Consider the following 19,502-nt stretch of genomic DNA (forward strand, 5'->3'; position numbering starts at 1 on the left):
GATCCTTCTGATGCAAGGTGAATAAAACTAGATAGTGCCGCAGACCTTCTCAATTAATTCCGCTGGGAACTGCATTGACTGCATGATGTGTTCGATCATGCTGCACTTACGACCGGTATTGGTATTGGTGATAACCCACCACGGCGTACCAGGAACCTGTTTTGGTTTGGTCTGGTTACCACTTTTTAGCAGAATCCGTGAATCTTCGGCAAAATAAACGCGAGTGCGCCCGTGCAGAGACTCGGTGGCCTCAGCAAATGCTTTGTTATCTAAGGAGTACAGCGTAGTCAGGACCAGCATAAAGCGGTTCACCGCGCGTTTTTGTTCGGCGTATTCATCAGATAACAGCAGTTCGCGCATCGCGCGGACTTTATCTTTCGCCGGATTCGCGGGCTTCGCTTCGACGGCAGGCGTCGCCGCCGGTGCCGGAGCGGCTTTTACGACCGGTGCGGCAGTCTGGGAAACGGCAGAAAATTTCAGCATGCGCCGTAAAATGTCGGATGCACTCTCGCCAATATGCTGGGTGTGGCTGGCAATATAGCGATAGAGATCATCATCAACTTCAATTGTTTTCATCTTAATCCAGTGCGATATCTTATTCTGAATACAAGTTGTCAGGATTATAAGGACAAATCCTGACCGCGGATAGCGTCAAACCAGGATGGCGGTAAAACTCAGAGAGCTCTGGGTCTTGCAGCCGGATGGCAGAATGTCCAACATAATACCCTAACCCGACGAAGCGAAAAAAAGAACTTTGCCATGAAATTAAATAGCCGCACGCAATCTGCACAAAATCCGCACAATAATTCCCCTGTTGTCCTGGTTCACGGTCTGTTTGGTAGTCTCGACAACCTGGGCATCCTCGCCCGCGACCTGGTGGCCGACTACGATATTCTGCAGGTTGATATGCGTAACCACGGTCTCTCTCCCCGTTCGCCGGAAATGACCTACGCGGCGATGGCGCAGGATCTGGTCGATACGCTTGACGATCGGCAGATAGAGAAAGCCACTTTTATCGGTCATTCGATGGGGGGAAAAGCGGTCATGGCGCTCACCGCGCTGGCGCCGGAGCGCATCGCTGGTCTGGTCGCCATTGATATTGCCCCGGTGGAATACCACGTGCGCCGTCATGATGAAATTTTCAACGCCATCAATGCCGTCACCGACGCCGGCGCCGCGTCCCGTCAGCAGGCCGCCGCGGTGATGCGTGAACATCTACAGGAAGAAGGCGTGATTCAGTTTCTGCTGAAATCCTTCGTGGACGGCCAGTGGCGCTTTAACGTGCCGGTATTATGGGATCAATATCCACATATCGTCGGCTGGCAAACGGTTCCCGCCTGGCCCCATCCGACGCTGTTCATTCCGGGCGGCAACTCTCCCTACGTCACCGACGACTATCGCGATCCCCTGCTCGCGCAGTTCCCCCAGGCGCGGGCGCACGTCATTGCCGGCGCCGGTCACTGGGTGCACGCGGAGAAACCGGAAGCCGTCCTGCGCGCCATTCGTCGCTATCTGACCGCTTTGCAGGCTTAACTGGCTAAAAACTGCCCGACCGCGCTGCAGAATGCCCGCGGTCGTTGGCGCAGCGGTTCGCCTGATGTATTATGGCGCGCTATCTGTGTCGGCTATAGCCCGGCAACTTGTTTCCCCGAAGTCACTCTGAATCATGGCAAAAGAACAAACGGACCGTACGACATTAGATTTGTTCGCAACCGAGCGTCGCCCGGGTAGACCAAAGACCAATCCGCTTTCGCGCGATGAACAACTGCGCATAAACAAACGCAATCAGCTCAAACGCGACAAAGTTCGCGGCCTGAAGCGTGTGGAGTTAAAACTCAACGCTGAGGCGGTTGATGCGCTCAACGAACTGGCGGAAGCTCGCAATATGAACCGCAGCGATTTGATCGAAGAGATGCTGATGAACCAGCTGGCAACTCTGCACGGCGGTGATAAAGCCTGAAAATCCTCAAAAAAACACTTTCATGTAGCAGAGTGTGCAGTCGGGCGTGATTGCTGTTTCCGCGCCCTCCCCTGTTCTGCTATGATTGCCGTTATCTGCGGGCATTACGCCACTACCACATCATTAAGTTTCAAGAGGTTATTTTACTCATGGCAATCATCGGCATCTTTTTTGGCAGCGACACGGGCAACACCGAGAATATTGCAAAAATGATTCAGAAGCAGCTTGGTAAAGATGTTGCTGATGTTCACGACATTGCCAAGAGCAGCAAAGAAGATCTGCAAGCCTACGACATCCTGCTGCTCGGCATTCCGACTTGGTACTACGGTGAAGCTCAGTGCGACTGGGATGATTTTTTCCCGACGCTGGAAGAGGTCGACTTTAACGGTAAACTGGTTGCGCTGTTTGGCTGCGGCGATCAGGAAGACTACGCGGAATACTTCTGCGACGCGCTGGGCACCATTCGCGATATCGTTGAGCCGCGCGGCGCCACCATCGTTGGCCACTGGCCGACAGCGGGCTATCATTTTGAAGCCTCTAAAGGCCTGGCGGATGACGATCACTTCGTCGGTCTGGCTATCGATGAAGACCGCCAGCCGGAATTGACCAACGAACGCGTAAGCCAGTGGGTTAAGCAGGTCTCTGAAGAACTGCACCTCGAAGAAATTAAAAATGCCTGATGATTGTGCGGCGTTACCGTAAAGTTTCGCCGCATTAATAGATAGAAGCAATCAAACAAATAGCTACAAGTTTTTAACTTTTAATCACATATCTGTACAATGTCCTCTGATTTAACGAGGTCAGGTGACGCAGTTTGTAGCTGGGGCCTCGTTTTTGACAGCATACAAGGCCCGATACTTGCAGTTTTCATTTGACGACAGCAGTTCTATAATGAGACGCATTGCATCGGGTGATTCTCTGTATTACTTCCGCTGATGGAAGTAGATCGTTTAGCAACAGGACAGATTCCGCATGACTGACAACAATACCGCATTAAAGAAGGCTGGCCTGAAAGTCACACTTCCTCGATTAAAAATCCTGGAAGTCCTGCAGGAACCGGATAACCATCACGTCAGTGCGGAAGATTTATACAAGCGCCTGATCGACATGGGTGAAGAGATCGGTCTCGCTACTGTTTATCGCGTGCTGAACCAGTTTGATGATGCGGGCATTGTGACTCGTCACAACTTCGAAGGCGGTAAATCTGTTTTCGAACTGACCCAGCAGCATCATCACGATCACCTTATTTGCCTCGATTGTGGCAAAGTGATCGAATTCAGCGATGAGTCTATCGAAGCGCGTCAGCGTGAAATCGCCCACCGTCATGGCATCCGTTTGACCAACCACAGTCTGTACCTTTACGGTCACTGTGCGGAAGGCGACTGCCGTGAAGATGAACATGCACACGACGCGCTGGAAAAGTAATTTCCCACCGCGTGAACCGCAAAAAGCCAACCTGACGGTTGGCTTTTTTTATGCGCGAAATCTGCCGCGCCCCCTGCCCTCGTACGCGAGTTGACGTTACCGCATTCCGTCTTACCCCCTGGGATGGTGGTTGATGCGCGCTGCACTTATCAACCGGCGGAACATCAACGCTGAAACGCCAACGGGCGAAGATAATGCTCCGCCCGTTTTCACTCTGTCGTCCGTTTTATTTCGTCGTGTTGTTGCTGCGAATCCCTTTCCAGATGCGATCGCAACGCGCTTTCACCGCCTGATCATTACCGGTACGGGTCGCCTGAATACACTGTTGGTAATCAAGAACGCGCACGCTTTCCTGGTTGGCAAACGCCTGATGCTGTTTCTCTTCTTTCAGCACGTCCAGAACGCTCTGGCAGGCCTGAACCTTGTCCGGGTTCCCTTCTGCCGTATTGATACAGGCGCTATAAGCCTCTTTTAGTTTCGAATCTTCCTTCGGCGCGGGAGCCTGCGTGCAGGCAACCAGACCCGATGCCATAACCGCGATGAGCAATAGCTTCTTCATAATTAACCTCTCAGGTTTGCGGCAGATTTACATCTGCCGCAGCGGCATCAGAAAATAGTGAACGGAGCGATAACCATGAACTTCACGTCACGCTCATCCTGGAAGATGTTGCCATAGCCACCGCTCCAGCTCGGGATATCGGAGTGGTTGTCGTATTGGGTAAAGTGCAGTTTAAACAGCGTTCCTTTTGCCCGGCCGTCCTGTACGGTGTACATCGCATCGAGGCTATACGCGGACTCTTCCGTAAGCGCCCCATCTGCGACGTCTTGTGAAAATTGTCCTGTCTGGCAACAATCGCGCCCATCTATTTTGATGGACACGAACGATGAATTCCCAGACAACAAAAGATATTCCCTGCTTCCGTTCTTATTTGCCTGATGCCCTGCGTTTAAGATTTGAAGATAAACTGACCATCCGGGCCATCGCTCAGCGCCTCGGTCTCAGTCATTCCACAATACATACGCTTTTTCAGCGCTTTATTGCATCCGGTATCGCATGGCCATTGCCCGATTCAGTCTCATTCGCTCAGCTTGACGCCATCCTTTATGCCAACAGAAAAAATGAATCCACTCGCCCTGAAATCAGCGAGGAAAAATGGCGAAAAGAACGGCGAGCCAGCTACAGCCGTGAATTTAAGGTCAGTCTGGCTAAGCAGGCATTACAACCCGGTGCTGTTGTTGCCCGGATCGCCAGAGAGCACGATATCAATGATAACCTGCTGTTTAAATGGAAAAGCCAGTACGAGGACGGCTTACTGAGCGATGATGATATACAGGAATGCATGCCTGTCCCGGTGGCACTGACTGATACGCCAGAGCCGATCAGACCAGTTACAAATCCCTTCTGGCGTAACAAGCCTGATGAGTGCCCTGAGTGCGATCCCGAAAACGTCCCACGGTGCGAGCTGCATCTTAAATCAGGTGTGGTAAAACTGTTTGACCCTCTCACTCCGGAACTGTTACGGGCGCTAATCCGCGAAATGAAAGGCGGTGCCCGATGATAACTCTGCCAACCGGTACCAGAATCTGGATCATCGCTGGCGTCACAGATATGCGTTGTGGCTTCAACGGGCTGGCTTCGAAGGTGCAGAATACGCTGAAAGATGACCCGTTCTCCGGGCATATCTTCGTCTTCCGGGGCCGCAGTGGCAAAATGGTGAAAATACTGTGGGCCGATCGTGACGGGTTGTGCCTGTTCGCCAAACGCCTCGAGCAGGGCCGCTTCGTGTGGCCGGTGACCCGCGACGGGAAAGTGCATCTGACACCCGCCCAGTTGTCCATGCTTCTGGAGGGGATCGCGTGGCAACATCCAAAACGGACGGAACGGCCTGGTATACGGATATAACCCGTGATAAAACAGGGGAATGAACAACACACTCCCCGACGACATCGAGCAACTGAAGGCCCTGCTGATCGCACAGCAGGCGGTTATCGTCCGTCTGTCCGGTGAAATAACCGGCTATGCCCGCGAGATCGACTCACTCAGGGCGCTGGTCGCTAAACTGCAGAGAATGTTGTTCGGCCGCAGCAGCGAGAAAAACCGCGAGAAGATAGAAAAGAAGATCGCGCAGGCAGAAAAGCGCATAACCGAGCTCCAGAACAGGCTTGGCGAGGCGCAGTCGCAACTCACCTCAATGGCCGGAGATACGGGATCAAAAACATCAGACACTCCCGCCCGCAAAGCGCTTCCGGTAACACTCCCCCGTGACAGGCGGGTTATCTCCCCGGCAGAAACCGAATGCCCGGTCTGCAGCGGCAAACTAAAACCGCTGGGGGAAAGCATCTCTGAACAGCTGGATATCATCAACACTGCGTTCAGGGTAATCGAAACGGTCCGCCCAAAACTGGCCTGCAGTCGGTGCGACTGCATCGTGCAGGCACCACTGCCACCAAAACCCATCGAGCGCAGTTACGCCAGTCCGGCTCTGCTGGCACGCATTATCATGGCGAAGTTCGCTGAACACCTGCCGCTGTATCGTCAGTCGGAAATCTACGCCCGGCAGGGCGTGGAGCTGAGCCGCAATACGATGGGGCGCTGGGTTGACATTATGGGAGAACAACTTCGTCCGCTGTATGATGAACTGAACCACTATGTGCTGATGCCGGGTAAAGTGCATGCAGACGACACGCCGGTGAGTGTACTGGAGCCTGGTCAGGGTAAAACCCGTACCGGGCGGCTGTGGGTCTATGTTCGTGACGATCGTAACGCCGGCTCAACCATGCCGGCTGCCGTGTGGTTCTCCTACTCTCCCGACCGCAAAGGTATCCATCCACAGCAACATCTGGCGGACTACAGTGGTATCCTGCAGGCCGATGCCTACGCGGGTTACAACGCTCTTTATGAAAGCGGGCGGGTAACCGAAGCGGCCTGTATGGCACATGCCCGACGCAAGCTCCACGATGTTCACGTTCGCCATCCAACGGCGGTAACAGCAGAGGCGCTGAACCGTATCGGGGCGCTGTACGCCATCGAATCGGAGATCCGCGGTAGTCCGGCAGAAGAGCGACTGACAGCCAGGAAAGCCAGAAGTGTTCCGCTGATGCAGTCGCTGTACGACTGGATACAACAGCAGATGGGCACGCTGTCGCGTCACTCAGATACGGCGAAAGCGTTCGCATACCTGCTGAAACAATGGGATGCACTGAACGAATACTGCCGCAATGGCTGGGTGGAGATCGACAATAATCTGTGCGAAAACGCACTTCGAGTGGTGGCGCTGGGACGGCGTAACTACATGTTCTTCGGCTCTGATAGTGGTGGTGACAGTGCGGCAGTGATGTACAGCCTGCTCGGAAGCTGCAAACTCAACGGCATCGAGCCGGAGGCCTGGCTGCACCACGTGATCAGTGTCATCAATACCTGGCCTGCCAACCGCGTGAAAGATCTGTTGCCCTGGAACGTCACCCTCTCTGTAAACTAATTTTTACCCCACGTCCTTCACGAGGCGCTTACACTCTTCCAGACGTTTGTCCGGATTGTAGTAGGCGTCCGGCGTGGACATTCTGCCCGGTTTGGCATCCCATGCGTAGACGTAAGACGCTCCAAACGCCCAGCCCGGCATATTCCAGTTTTTCATGTCATACATCGCGCCGAAGAAGATCGCTTTTTCACCGTTGGCGTTGAAGTCAGAACGGTTATCCCACCATATATCAAGACGACCGTTAGAAGAGGCATAGGTCGGGGTCATACGTTGCAGGAAGTAGCCCTGCTGGCCTTCAGCTTTCACCCAGGTGCCTTCCAGACGCAGATCGAGGACGTCAGCGACCTTGTAGCCAAAAGTCAGCGCCTGCAGCCAGGCGGTACCGTCGTAGATATCGTTCGCACCGCCGTTACTGACTTTGTCACGCGTGCCGTAGAACTGGTAGCTGGTGTTTAACGGCGTACCCGCGATATCAAATTTGTAGCTGGCCTTGGCAAAATACTGGTCGATATAGCCTTCAGCCTGACCAAACGCCGCTTCCAGCACGAGGTCATTTTTAAAATCGTATTTGGCGCCCAGTGAGTGCAGATAATCGACTTTGGTTTTCTTGTCGTTCTGGTAGAAATTATCCATCTCGATGTGCCATGGCGCTTTGTATTCGTTGGTCCACATATAGGAGAAACTCAGCGCGCCGGCGTCACCGTAATCAAAGTTAGCCCCGGCTTCAGCCCCCTGGTAAGTGCCCGGCATAAAGCTCCAGTGCGGAGCCAGCAGCGTTTGCCCGGTTGGCTGGATATAACCGCCGCGAGCCCATACCGGGCCATATTTAAATTTCGCCGCCGCTTTATACAGGCTGATCCCGCTCTTATCGCCAGAGTAATCTTCGTCGTAGGCTTTATTCTTCGAGGAGAAGGCAATTTCGTTCGGGTGAGCGCTTTCGCTGCTTTCCGCCATTTCAATCGCGGTGAAGGCAGCCACGTCAATACCAAACATATCAGCGGCATAGCCGGACTGGAAATCCAGATTGGCGTTCCAGGTCGAATGGGAAAGGTTGGTTTTGTATTTATCGCCGTCGGTCACATCCTTCCGGTCGCGCTCACGCTGCCAGTAATAGATGCCGCCGGTTAAAGTGGAATCATCAATAAAACCTGCTGCGCTGGCCTGCGGAACAGCGATCCAGCCCGACATCGCGGTGACGGCGGCAATAGCCAACGCCAGCGTACTACGTTTGCCACTAAACGTACGCATGTGCATATCCTCTTTGACGTTTTAAAAACGCGGTGCCAAAGGCAAGCCGCGAAAAAATAAATAAGACTGCGAAAAGTGGAGCGATAAAAACCGCATAACCACTGTTGATAGACTATTTTTCGTGACGCGAATTATCAATCTCTTTCGCCGATCAAAACTTAAGATTATGACAAAGCGCACATATTCTATTTCTTTTTGTAACAACACTTCCCCTCATACTCTTTCATCGTAAGTAATTACTAAATAGAAAGAAAATTGAGAATGAAAGCGCTTACAGCCGTTTTATGTCGCAGGGGGAGGAGTGGCAGGTCTGGCAGAGATGACACACAGCAAACAAGATTAATTCGCATCGCGAAAATAACCAACTTAATCCACTGATTTCAGGATAAAAAAAACGCCGCGAAATGCGGCGTTTTTACTCAGAAACGACGGCCGGGCCGCGACGAAAAAGTTACTCGCCGGCTTTAGCCCAGGTATCACGCAGGCCAACGGTGCGGTTAAACACCAGATGCGTTGCGGTTGCATAGCGGCTATCGAGACAGAAATAACCTTCACGCTCAAACTGATAAGCCTTGCTGGCCTCCGCAGCGGCCAGGCTCGGCTCGGCGAAGCCCTGCTTGATCACCAACGATTCAGGGTTCATCACCGCCAGGAAGTCTTCTTCCGCCCCCGGATTCGGCACGCTGAACAGACGATCGTACAGCCGAATTTCCACCGGCAGCGCGTGCGCCGCGCTGACCCAATGGATAACGCCCTTCACCTTGCGGCCATCGGCAGGATCTTTGCTCAACGTATCGGCGTCATAGGTACAGAAAATGGTGGTGATGGTGCCTTCGGCATCCTTCTCTACGCGCTCGGCCTTGATCACGTAGGCGTTACGCAGGCGAACTTCTTTACCCAGCACCAGACGCTTGTACTGCTTATTCGCCTCTTCACGGAAGTCGGCGCGGTCAATCCAGATCTCAGCGCTAAACGGTACTTCGCGGCTGCCCATCTCCGGTTTATTCGGGTGATTCGGCATCGTCACCCTTTCGCTTTCGCCCTGCGGGTAGTTTTCGATGACCAGCTTAACCGGGTCGATAACGGCCATGGCGCGCGGCGCGTTTTCATTGAGATCTTCGCGGATGCAGGATTCCAGCGATGCCATCTCAATGGTGTTGTCCTGCTTGGTCACGCCAATGCGCTTGCAGAACTCGCGGATGGACTCAGCGGTATAGCCACGACGACGCAAACCGGAAATGGTCGGCATACGCGGATCATCCCAGCCTTCCACGTGCTTCTCGGTAACCAGCTGATTCAGCTTACGCTTGGACATCACGGTATATTCGAGATTCAGACGCGAGAATTCGTACTGGCGCGGGTGAACAGGGATGCTGATGTTGTCCAGCACCCAGTCATACAGACGGCGGTTATCCTGGAACTCCAGGGTACACAGGGAGTGCGTAATGCCTTCCAGCGCATCGCTAATGCAGTGCGTGAAGTCGTACATCGGATAGATGCACCACTTGCTGCCGGTCTGATGATGATCGGCAAATTTAATGCGGTACAGCACCGGATCGCGCATGACGATAAACGGCGAAGCCATATCGATTTTGGCGCGCAGGCAGGCTTTACCCTCTTCAAAACCACCGGCACGCATTTTTTCAAACAGCGCCAGGTTCTCTTCCACGCTGCGATCGCGATACGGGCTGTTTTTACCCGGCGCTTTCAGCGAACCGCGGTATTCGCGAATTTCATCCGCCGACAGTTCGTCAACATAGGCCAGGCCTTTGTTGATCAGCTCAACGGCATACTGGTGCAGCTGGTCAAAATAATCAGATGAGTAGCAAACATCCCCGGACCAGTGGAAACCTAACCACTGCACGTCGTTTTTAATCGACTCTACGTATTCGATATCTTCTTTCACCGGGTTGGTGTCATCGAAACGCAGGTTGCATTGGCCCTGGTAATCCTGAGCAATACCAAAATTCAGGCAAATAGACTTCGCATGGCCAATGTGCAGATAACCGTTCGGTTCCGGCGGGAAGCGAGTATGAACGGTGGTGTGCTTACCAGTAGCCAGATCTTCATCGATGATCTGACGAATAAAGTTAGTCGGGCGGGCTTCTGCCTCACTCATCGTGGGTTCCTCAAAGCTTAAACAACGTATAACGGCACATGATCTTACAAGCGGGGCGTTGAGACAACTATTAGTTACTGAAAATACGTATCTGAAGAAGATTATGGGGTCCGATGCGCCAAAAAAAAGCGGCGGAGGTTTCCCCCCGCCGCTCAGGCATAAACGTGACTCAGGAGCCTTATTTGCCTTTAATCTCATACAGCGGCGTCTGGCCTGCCACAACCTTACCGGTTGCCTGAATCACCAGCGCACTGTAATCGTCGCTGTTGCTGCACACGACCGGACTGATCATTGAACGGGCATTGGCATTCAGGAATTCCAGATCCATTTCCAGAATCGGCTGACCGGCTTGCACTTCTGCGCCTTCTTCAACCAGACGTTTGAAGCCCTGGCCGTTCAGCGCCACGGTGTCGATACCCATATGGACGACGATTTCCGCGCCATTTTCGGTTTCCAGACAGAACGCGTGGTTGGTATTGAAGATCTTCACGACGGTACCCGCAGCCGGAGCCACGACGGTTTTGTCGGTCGGTTTCACCGCCACGCCATCGCCGACTGCTTTGCTGGCGAAGGCTTCATCAGGCACCTGCTCCAGCGCAACGATATCACCGGTAATCGGCGATACCAGCGCCGCGATGGTTTTGGCGTTAGCCACGGCCTGCGGTTTTGCCGTCGGAGCGGCGGCGGGCGCAGCGTGACCTTCTGCCGCGGCTACCGGCCCCGTCGTTTTCATCGCGTTAGCGATTTTTTCCGCCACGAAGCCGACAATAATCTGTACGCTCGTTTTGTTCAGGCGAATCACACCAGATGCGCCCAGACGTTTCGCCAGCGCTTCGTTCACCAGCGAAGAGTCCTTAACGTTCAGACGCAAACGGGTGATGCACGCATCGATACCGGTCAGGTTGTCAGAACCGCCGACGGCGGCGATGTACTGACGTGCCAGACCCGTCACATCCTGCTCTTTGCCACTGCTGACATTCACATCCTGACCATCCGCTTCGCTACCGGCAACGGCCAGTTCGCGACCCGGGGTCATCAGGTTGAATTTGGTAATGGTGAAGCGGAAGATCACGTAGTAAATAACGAAGAAGACCAGCCCCTGCGGGATCAGCATATACCAGTGGGTTGCCAGCGGGTTACGGGACGACAGTACCATATCCACCAGACCGGCGCTGAAGCCGAAACCGGCAATCCAGTGCATGCTGGCAGCGATGAAGACCGAAATACCGGTCAGCACGGCGTGAATGACATACAGCACCGGGGCAACGAACATGAAGGAGAATTCCAGCGGTTCGGTGATCCCGGTAAAGAAGGCAGCAAAAGCACCCGCCATCATAATACCCAGCACTTTCGCCTTGTTCTCAGGACGCGCGCAGTGGTAGATAGCCAGCGCCGCCCCCGGCAGACCAAACATCATGATCGGGAAGAAGCCCGCCTGGTAACGACCGGTGATACCCACAACCGCTTTGCCTGCTTCGATAGACTGCGCGCCGCCGAGGAAGTTAGGAATATCGTTAATACCGGCAACGTCAAACCAGAACACCGAGTTGAGCGCGTGGTGCAAACCGACCGGAATGAGCAGACGGTTGAAGAACGCATACACACCCGCACCGACAGACCCCAGCTTCTGGATATGCTCACCGAAGTTCACCAGACCGTCGAAGATAACCGGCCAGATGTACATCATGATGAACGCGACAGCGATCATCACAAAGGAGGTGAGAATCGGCACCAGACGGCGACCGCTAAAGAAGGAGAGCGCTTTTGGCAGTTCAACACCGCTGAAGCGGTTATACAGCTCTGCGGAAATGATCCCCACGAGGATGCCCACGAACTGGTTGCTGATCTTACCGAATGCCGCAGGAACCTGATCCGCCGGAATCTTTTGGATCATGGAAACCGCAGCCGGAGAGCAGAGCGTGGTCAACACGAGGAAGCCCACAAAGCCGGTTAGCGCCGCAGCGCCGTCTTTATCTTTGGACATACCATAAGCCACACCAATGGCGAATAGTACGGACATATTGTCGATGATCGCGGAACCGGATTTAATGAAGAACGCTGCCAGCGCGTTGCTTCCACCCCAGCCTACCGGGTCAATCCAGTAACCGACACCCATTAATATCGCTGCCGCCGGCAGCGTGGCGACCGGCACCATAAGCGCGCGGCCAACCTTTTGCAGATAACCTAGAATGCTCACTTTATTCCCCCTATGAGACCCCGATAAGGCTCATTCAAAGCCACTTTTTTATTGTGTAACCAGGTTGGTTTTTTAACTTACTTGCAAAGTGTGTGGAAAATTAATTCGTATCGCAAATTAAATGCGTACTTTTTGTGACTATAATCACCAAATATCGTATTAACCCCTCCCTTCGGCTGGCTAACATCGAAAACTTATTTTATCATTCAAAAAATCAACACGGATTGACCCCGCTGGTCGTAGTCACTGTAATACTCTTAATAGTATGCCGGCGCCAATCCGCCAGGTTCTAATTTAACTATAGAGGTGAAGAATGAGACTGATCCCCCTGGTAACCGCTGAACAAGTCGGCAAATGGGCCGCTCGCCACATCGTTAACCGCATTAACGCGTTCAAACCGACAGCGGACCGTCCGTTTGTCCTGGGTCTGCCTACCGGAGGTACGCCTCTGACCGCTTACAAAGCGTTGGTTGAAATGCACAAATCAGGCCAGGTTAGCTTTAAACATGTTGTGACCTTCAACATGGACGAATACGTTGGTCTGCCGAAAGAACATCCGGAAAGCTATCATAGCTTCATGCATCGTAACTTCTTTGATCACGTTGATATTCCGGCAGAAAACATTAACCTGCTGAACGGCAATGCGCCAGATATTGATGCAGAATGTCGTCGTTACGAAGAAAAAATCCGCTCCTACGGTAAAATCAACCTGTTTATGGGCGGCGTCGGCAACGACGGGCATATCGCGTTCAACGAACCCGCCTCTTCACTGGCCTCCCGCACCCGTATTAAAACCCTGACTCATGAAACCCGCGTGGCAAACTCCCGCTTCTTCGACGGCGACGTGGATCTGGTGCCGAAATATGCGCTGACCGTGGGCGTGGGCACCCTGCTGGATGCGGAAGAAGTGATGATTCTGGTACTGGGTCACCAGAAAGCACTGGCGCTGCAGGCGGCGGTTGAAGGCAACGTCAACCATATGTGGACCATTACCTGTCTGCAGCTGCACCCGAAAGCGGTTATCGTCTGCGACGAGCCGTCCACCATGGAACTGAAAGTGAAGACATTGAAATACTTCAATGAATTAGAAGCCGAAAACGTCAAAGGGCTGTAAGGTAGTCTCGTCCTGCGGCCTCTCCGCGGGACATTTCATTTTTTTGCTACACCAGCTCTGCCAGGCGGTATCAGCTCAACCCTGTAGAAGCCAGCCTGCCGCAGAGCGTGTGTGAACCGGGGGTCGTAATGTATGCATTAACCCAAGGCCGGATTTATACCGGTCATGAAATTCTGGATGACCATGCGATTATCATCGCTGATGGCCTTATCGAACGTATCTGTTCACTGGCTGATTTGCCGTCTGAGATTGAGCAACGCTCGGTCAATGGCGCCGTTCTTGCCCCCGGTTTTATCGACGTGCAGCTGAACGGCTGTGGCGGCGTGCAGTTTAACGACAGCCCTGACGCCGTCACCGTCGAAACGCTGGAAATTATGCAGAAGGCCAACGAACGTTCTGGCTGCACCAGCTATCTGCCGACGCTGATTACCTCCAGCGATGATTTGATGAAACAGGGCGTGCGCGTCATGCGCGAGTACCTGCAAAAACATCCGAACCAGGCGCTGGGTCTGCACCTTGAAGGCCCGTGGCTGAACATGGTGAAAAAAGGCACGCACAACCCGGACTACGTTCGCCTGCCGGACGCGGCGCTGGTCGATTTTCTGTGTGAAAATGCCGATGTGATAACCAAAGTGACGCTCGCCCCTGAGCGCGTCAGTAGCGAGGTGATTCGTAAACTGGTGGCTGCCGGGATCGTGGTTTCCGCAGGCCACTCCAACGCCACGCTGAAAGAAGCGAAAATCGGTTTTCGCGCGGGTATCACCTTCGCCACCCATCTGTACAACGCCATGCCGTATATTACCGGGCGTGAGCCGGGCCTGGCTGGTGCGATTTTCGACGAGCCGGATGTTTACTGCGGTATTATCGTCGACGGTATGCACGTTGATTATGCTAACGTGCGCAATGCAAAACGCCTGAAAGGCGACAAGCTGTGCCTCGTCACTGACGCCACCGCTCCGGCGGGCGCGCATATTGACCAGTTCATTTTTGCCGGTAAAACAATATACTACCGGAACGGGCTGTGCGTGGATGAAAATGGTACCCTCAGCGGTTCTTCGCTGACCATGATTGAAGGTGTGCGCAATCTCGTCGAACATTGCGGTATCGCGCTGGACGAAGTATTGCGTATGGCAACCCTCTACCCCGCGCGCGCCATTGGCGTAGAGAAACAGCTCGGCAGCATCGCACCGGGAATGGTCGCTAACCTGACCGCCTTCACCCGCGATTATAAAATCATCAAGACCATCGTTAATGGTAACGAGGTCGTCACTGAGTAAGTAAAGAATGACAGCAGGCGGACATGCTCAAATTGGTAACGTTGATCTCGTAAAACAGCTGAACAGCGCGGCCGTGTATCGGCTCATTGACCAGCACGGCCCCATTTCGCGCATTCAGATTGCGGAACAAAGCCAGCTTGCCCCTGCCAGCGTGACGAAAATCACGCGTCAACTGATTGAACGCGGGCTGATCAAAGAAGTCGATCAGCAGGCCTCTACCGGAGGCCGCCGCGCCATCTCGATTATTGCGGAAACCCGCAACTTCCATGCTATCGGCGTGCGCCTTGGCCGCTACGACGCGACCCTGACCCTGTATGATTTAAGCAGCAAGACGCTGGAAGAAGAACATTTCCCGCTGCCGGAACGTACGCAGGAGACGCTGGAGCATGCGCTGCTGAACATCATTGCGACCTTTACTGAAAGCTGCCAGCGCAAGATCCGCGAACTTATCGCTATCTCGGTGATCTTACCCGGGCTCGTCGACCCGGAAAGCGGCGTGATTCGCTATATGCCGCATATTCAGGTCGAGAACTGGGGGCTGGTTGAAGCACTGGAAAAACGCTTTAAAGTCACCTGTTTTGTGGGTCACGATATTCGCAGCCTTGCGCTGGCGGAGCACTACTTTGGTGCGAGCCAGGATTGCGAAGACTCTATTCTGGTGCGCGTCCATCGCGGCACCGGCGCGGGAATCATCTCCAATGGCCGTATTTTTATCGGCCGTAACGGCAACGTCGGCGAGATAGGCCATATTCAGGTCGACCCGCTGGGCGAACGCTGTCACTGCGGCAATTTTGGCTGCCTTGAGACCGTCGCGGCCAACGCGGCCATCGAACAACGCGTGCGCCACCTTCTTGAACAGGGCTACCAAAGTAAACTGACCGCGGACGAATGCACGATCAAAGCCATCTGCAAAGCCGCCAATAAAGGCGACGCCCTGGCCTGCGAAGTCATCGAATATGTGGGGCGTCACCTCGGTAAAACCATTGCTATCGCCATTAACCTGTTCAATCCGCAAAAAGTGGTGATCGCCGGCGAAATAGTCGAAGCAGAAAAGGTCCTGCTACCTGCTATCGCCGGCTGCATTAACGCTCAGGCACTGAAGGCGTTTCGCAAGAATCTGCCGGTCGTTCGCTCCACGTTGGATCACCGCTCCGCAATCGGCGCTTTTGCGCTGGTGAAACGCGCCATGCTCAACGGTATACTGCTCCAGCGTTTGCTGGAAAGCTAACGCGGCTATATAGTTTCGCCTTTCTTCAACGATGTCGGACTGTCCATGACCATTCAAAACGTAATCTGTGATATTGACGGCGTGCTGATGCACGACAATGTGGCCGTGCCGGGCGCTGCTGAATTTATCAAACGCATTCTTGAGAAAGATATGCCGTTGGTGATGTTGACCAACTACCCTTCCCAGACCGGGCAGGACCTGGCAAACCGCTTTGCGACCGCCGGGATCGACGTGCCGGATAGCGCCTTTTATACCTCCGCAATGGCCACCGCTGATTTCCTGCGCCGCCAGGAAGGCAAGAAAGCCTACGTGGTCGGTGAAGGCGCGCTGATTCACGAGCTTTATAAAGCCGGCTTTACCATTACCGACGTCAATCCGGATTTTGTTATCGTCGGTGAAACCCGCTCCTTTAACTGGGAGATGATGCATAAAGCGGCCTTCTTTGTCGCCAACGGCGCGCGCTTTATTGCCACCAACCCGGATACTCACGGTCGCGGCTTCTATCCGGCCTGCGGCGCTCTCTGCGCCGGAATTGAGAAAATCTCCGGCCGCAAGCCGTTCTACGTGGGAAAACCCAGCCCGTGGATTATCCGCTCTGCGCTGAATAAGATGCAGGCGCACTCCGAGCAGACGGTTATCGTCGGCGACAACCTGCGTACCGATATCCTCGCGGGTTTCCAGGCCGGTCTGGAAACCATTTTGGTTCTCTCCGGCGTATCGACGCTCGACGATATCGACAGTCTGCCGTTCCGGCCGTCGTGGATCTATCCGTCGGTTGCCGAAATTGATATTTTCTGAATAAAACCACGTCCTGGGACGTGGTTTTGCATTTATCGCGCCTGAAAAAAGAATCTCATCTAATAAAAACAGCCAATCACTGCACATCCATCAATAAAGCTGCTTAAAACATGCTCTTTTTTTAATATTCAGTAATCGTCATTGCGTTTTTTCTTTTACTGACCGTAAATCTCTTGCGCCCTCCTCTCCTTTACGGCATTTTCTTAGACATGCACTGAGACCTCGCGATAAGACGACGTCTGCACAACATCACAACACGACAGGGTAATGGAGAAGGTTATGTGTTCTATTTTTGGCGTACTGGATATTAAAACTGACGCAGCTGAGCTGCGTAAAAAGGCACTGGAACTTTCCCGCCTGATGCGCCACCGCGGCCCGGACTGGTCCGGCGTCTACGCCAGCGATAAAGCTATTTTGGTCCATGAGCGTCTGTCTATCGTCGACGTGAACGCCGGGGCCCAGCCGTTGTACAACGCGCAAAAAACCCACGCGCTGGCGGTAAACGGCGAAATTTATAACCACCAGGCGCTGCGTGCGGAATACGGCGACCGCTATACCTTCCAGACCGGCTCCGACTGCGAAGTCATTCTCGCCCTGTATCAGGAAAAAGGCGCGGCATTCCTCGACGATCTGCAGGGGATGTTCGCCTTCGCGCTGTACGACAGCGAACAGGACGCGTATCTGATTGGTCGCGACCATATCGGTATCATCCCACTGTATATGGGCCACGACGAGCACGGCAACTTCTACGTCGCCTCAGAAATGAAAGCGCTGGTTCCGGTCTGCCGGACAATCAAAGAGTTCCCGGCGGGTAGCTACCTGTGGAGCAAAGACGGTGAAATCCGCCAGTACTATCAGCGCGACTGGTTTGACTATGATGCGGTAAAAGACAACGTCACGGATAAAAACGAACTGCGTCAGGCGCTGGAAGAGTCCGTCAAAAGCCACCTGATGTCTGATGTGCCTTACGGCGTGCTGCTGTCCGGTGGCCTCGACTCGTCGGTTATCTCCGCTATCACCAAAAAATTCGCCGCTCGCCGGGTTGAAGATCAGGAACGTAGCGAAGCCTGGTGGCCGCAGCTGCACTCTTTCGCCGTCGGCCTGCAAGGCTCGCCGGACCTGAAAGCCGCGCAGGAAGTCGCCAACCATCTGGGTACCGTCCACCACGAGATCCACTTCACCGTGCAGGAAGGTCTGGATGCCATCCGTGACGTTATCTATCACATCGAAACCTACGATGTGACCACCATCCGCGCATCGACGCCGATGTATTTAATGTCGCGTAAAATCAAAGCGATGGGCATCAAAATGGTGCTGTCAGGCGAAGGTTCTGATGAGGTGTTCGGCGGCTATCTCTATTTCCATAAAGCGCCAAACGCCAAAGAGCTGCATGAAGAGACCGTACGTAAGCTGCAGGCGCTGCATATGTTTGACTGCGCCCGGGCAAACAAAGCCATGTCAGCCTGGGGGGTGGAAGCGCGCGTTCCGTTCCTCGACAAACAGTTCCTTGACGTCGCGATGCGTATTAACCCGCAGGACAAAATGTGTGGTAACGGCAAAATGGAAAAACATATCCTGCGTGAATGTTTTGAATCCTATCTGCCGGCCAGCGTCGCATGGCGCCAGAAAGAGCAGTTCTCTGACGGCGTAGGCTACAGCTGGATCGATACGTTAAAAGAGGTTGCGGCGAAACAGGTCTCCGATCAGCAGCTGGAAACCGCCAGCTTCCGTTTCCCGTACAACACGCCGTCGTCTAAAGAAGCGTACCTGTATCGTGAAATCTTCGAGGAGCTGTTCCCGGTACCTAGCGCGGCCGAATGCGTACCTGGCGGCCCGTCAGTAGCCTGTTCATCGGCTAAGGCGATTGAGTGGGACGAAGCGTTCAAAACCATGAACGATCCGTCAGGACGCGCCGTTGGCGTTCACCAGTCAGCTTATAAATAAACAATTTGCATCACCAACGGACCCCGAGGGGTCCGTTTTTTTATGGCTTTTTTTACCGCTGAAAAACGATAAATAACCAATAATTGCCGATTATTCCATCACGCTGTTCGCAACCTAACCAAACAGTCACATTCCGGCGATTTTCATTGAAAAAGGGGTTGACGCTCGCAGGCCCAATACGCATAATGCGCCCCGCAACGCCGATAAGGTAACGCGAAAAAAAAGATGGCTACGTAGCTCAGCTGGTTAGAGCACATCACTCATAATGATGGGGTCACAGGTTCGAATCCCGTCGTAGCCACCATCTTTTTTTGCGGGAGTGGCGAAATTGGTAGACGCACCAGATTTAGGTTCTGGCGCCGCAAGGTGTGCGAGTTCAAGTCTCGCCTCCCGCACCATTCACCCAAAGCGTTGCACGGATGGGGTATATCCAGGCGGTAAGTTAGCCGTTAAGGCTAGCGGCAATAAGTTTGGCGATAACCTCCTTCGAAAGTAAAAGATTTTTTTGTTGGGGTATCGCCAAGCGGTAAGGCACCGGTTTTTGATACCGGCATTCCCTGGTTCGAATCCAGGTACCCCAGCCATATTTCTTCGAGATTTGCGGTTCACCGCGACGGTTATTGGGGTATCGCCAAGCGGTAAGGCACCGGTTTTTGATACCGGCATTCCCTGGTTCGAATCCAGGTACCCCAGCCATCGAAGAATATGATAAG

At 53.6% G+C, this 19,502-nt stretch carries 16 protein-coding genes, 4 tRNA genes and 2 pseudogenes; 16 read left to right on the plus strand and 6 right to left on the minus strand.

Annotated features, from left to right (window positions below; translation table 11 throughout):
* Positions 1 to 27: 27 nt before the first annotated feature.
* Complete coding sequence (seqA, locus tag Electrica_RS17935) at positions 28 to 576, minus strand: replication initiation negative regulator SeqA (protein ID WP_141965093.1); 549 nt, start codon at positions 574 to 576, stop codon at positions 28 to 30.
* 183 nt (positions 577 to 759) lie between these two features.
* Between seqA and ybfF the strand changes: the two genes are divergently transcribed.
* The 4 genes from ybfF to fur all read left to right on the plus strand — a co-directional run bounded on the left by ybfF (position 760) and on the right by fur (position 3,385).
* Positions 760 to 1,533 carry an esterase gene (gene ybfF / locus Electrica_RS17940; RefSeq protein WP_141965094.1) on the plus strand — a complete coding sequence of 258 codons (774 nt, stop codon included), beginning with the start codon at positions 760 to 762 and terminating at the stop codon, positions 1,531 to 1,533.
* A gap of 133 nt (positions 1,534 to 1,666) precedes the next feature.
* On the plus strand, positions 1,667 to 1,960 hold the full coding sequence (ybfE, locus tag Electrica_RS17945) for a LexA regulated protein (RefSeq protein WP_100685672.1): 294 nt from the start codon (positions 1,667 to 1,669) through the stop codon (positions 1,958 to 1,960).
* A gap of 149 nt (positions 1,961 to 2,109) precedes the next feature.
* On the plus strand, positions 2,110 to 2,640 hold the full coding sequence (fldA, locus tag Electrica_RS17950) for a flavodoxin FldA (RefSeq protein ID WP_167686246.1): 531 nt from the start codon (positions 2,110 to 2,112) through the stop codon (positions 2,638 to 2,640).
* 292 nt (positions 2,641 to 2,932) lie between these two features.
* Positions 2,933 to 3,385: a ferric iron uptake transcriptional regulator gene (gene fur / locus Electrica_RS17955; protein ID WP_015584881.1), complete on the plus strand. Its 453-nt coding sequence runs from the start codon at positions 2,933 to 2,935 to the stop codon at positions 3,383 to 3,385.
* A gap of 226 nt (positions 3,386 to 3,611) precedes the next feature.
* Here fur and chiQ read toward each other — a convergent pair whose 3' ends face one another.
* The gene (chiQ, locus tag Electrica_RS17960) at positions 3,612 to 3,944 is read right to left on the minus strand and encodes a ChiQ/YbfN family lipoprotein (RefSeq protein ID WP_141965095.1); all 333 of its coding nucleotides are present in this window, start codon (positions 3,942 to 3,944) and stop codon (positions 3,612 to 3,614) included.
* A gap of 47 nt (positions 3,945 to 3,991) precedes the next feature.
* Positions 3,992 to 4,186: pseudogene (locus tag Electrica_RS17965) on the minus strand (ChiP family protein); the annotation flags it as partial.
* Positions 4,187 to 4,269: 83 nt separating this feature from the next.
* Between Electrica_RS17965 and tnpA the strand changes: the two are divergent.
* Genes tnpA through tnpC form a run of 3 tightly spaced genes read left to right on the plus strand, consistent with a single transcriptional unit; the run spans position 4,270 to position 6,864 of the window.
* Entirely contained in the window at positions 4,270 to 4,944 is a 675-nt protein-coding gene (gene tnpA, locus Electrica_RS17970; RefSeq protein WP_141964153.1) for an IS66-like element accessory protein TnpA, read from the plus strand.
* Positions 4,941 to 5,288: an IS66 family insertion sequence element accessory protein TnpB gene (tnpB, locus tag Electrica_RS17975; RefSeq protein WP_141964154.1), complete on the plus strand. Its 348-nt coding sequence runs from the start codon at positions 4,941 to 4,943 to the stop codon at positions 5,286 to 5,288. Before tnpA ends, tnpB begins: the two co-directional genes overlap by 4 nt.
* A 19-nt stretch (positions 5,289 to 5,307) precedes the next feature.
* Positions 5,308 to 6,864, plus strand: a complete 1,557-nt coding sequence (gene tnpC / locus Electrica_RS17980) for an IS66 family transposase (protein ID WP_141964155.1) — start codon at positions 5,308 to 5,310, stop codon at positions 6,862 to 6,864.
* 33 nt (positions 6,865 to 6,897) lie between these two features.
* Here the strand turns inward: tnpC and Electrica_RS17985 are convergent.
* The 3 genes and pseudogenes from Electrica_RS17985 to nagE form a co-directional block, all read right to left on the minus strand.
* Positions 6,898 to 8,112: pseudogene (locus Electrica_RS17985) on the minus strand (OprD family outer membrane porin); the annotation flags it as partial.
* A gap of 451 nt (positions 8,113 to 8,563) precedes the next feature.
* The gene (gene glnS, locus Electrica_RS17995) at positions 8,564 to 10,231 is read right to left on the minus strand and encodes a glutamine--tRNA ligase (RefSeq protein ID WP_100685680.1); all 1,668 of its coding nucleotides are present in this window, start codon (positions 10,229 to 10,231) and stop codon (positions 8,564 to 8,566) included.
* Between the two features lie 178 nt (positions 10,232 to 10,409).
* Positions 10,410 to 12,428 (minus strand): N-acetylglucosamine-specific PTS transporter subunit IIBC, encoded by a 2,019-nt coding sequence (gene nagE / locus Electrica_RS18000; protein ID WP_141965096.1) that lies wholly within the window; start codon positions 12,426 to 12,428, stop codon positions 10,410 to 10,412.
* A gap of 313 nt (positions 12,429 to 12,741) precedes the next feature.
* Here nagE and nagB point away from each other — a divergent pair, with 313 nt between their 5' ends.
* From nagB to Electrica_RS18045, 9 genes are all read left to right on the plus strand, one after another.
* Positions 12,742 to 13,542 carry a glucosamine-6-phosphate deaminase gene (gene nagB, locus Electrica_RS18005; RefSeq protein ID WP_004859594.1) on the plus strand — a complete coding sequence of 267 codons (801 nt, stop codon included), beginning with the start codon at positions 12,742 to 12,744 and terminating at the stop codon, positions 13,540 to 13,542.
* Between the two features lie 128 nt (positions 13,543 to 13,670).
* Positions 13,671 to 14,819: an N-acetylglucosamine-6-phosphate deacetylase gene (gene nagA / locus Electrica_RS18010; protein WP_100685682.1), complete on the plus strand. Its 1,149-nt coding sequence runs from the start codon at positions 13,671 to 13,673 to the stop codon at positions 14,817 to 14,819.
* A gap of 7 nt (positions 14,820 to 14,826) precedes the next feature.
* Positions 14,827 to 16,047: a DNA-binding transcriptional regulator NagC gene (gene nagC / locus Electrica_RS18015; RefSeq protein WP_100685683.1), complete on the plus strand. Its 1,221-nt coding sequence runs from the start codon at positions 14,827 to 14,829 to the stop codon at positions 16,045 to 16,047.
* A gap of 45 nt (positions 16,048 to 16,092) precedes the next feature.
* Positions 16,093 to 16,845 carry an HAD-IIA family hydrolase gene (locus tag Electrica_RS18020; protein ID WP_015584887.1) on the plus strand — a complete coding sequence of 251 codons (753 nt, stop codon included), beginning with the start codon at positions 16,093 to 16,095 and terminating at the stop codon, positions 16,843 to 16,845.
* Between the two features lie 279 nt (positions 16,846 to 17,124).
* Positions 17,125 to 18,789: an asparagine synthase B gene (gene asnB, locus Electrica_RS18025; RefSeq protein ID WP_100685684.1), complete on the plus strand. Its 1,665-nt coding sequence runs from the start codon at positions 17,125 to 17,127 to the stop codon at positions 18,787 to 18,789.
* Positions 18,790 to 19,016: 227 nt separating this feature from the next.
* Positions 19,017 to 19,093, plus strand: a tRNA-Met gene (locus Electrica_RS18030).
* 9 nt (positions 19,094 to 19,102) lie between these two features.
* Positions 19,103 to 19,187: transfer RNA gene (locus tag Electrica_RS18035), tRNA-Leu, on the plus strand.
* A 111-nt stretch (positions 19,188 to 19,298) separates the two neighbouring features.
* Positions 19,299 to 19,373: transfer RNA gene (locus Electrica_RS18040), tRNA-Gln, on the plus strand.
* A gap of 37 nt (positions 19,374 to 19,410) precedes the next feature.
* Positions 19,411 to 19,485 (plus strand) — tRNA-Gln (locus tag Electrica_RS18045).
* The last annotated feature ends 17 nt before the right edge of the window (positions 19,486 to 19,502 follow it).

Source organism: Klebsiella electrica, assembly GCF_006711645.1.
Lineage (GTDB): Bacteria > Pseudomonadota > Gammaproteobacteria > Enterobacterales > Enterobacteriaceae > Klebsiella > Klebsiella electrica.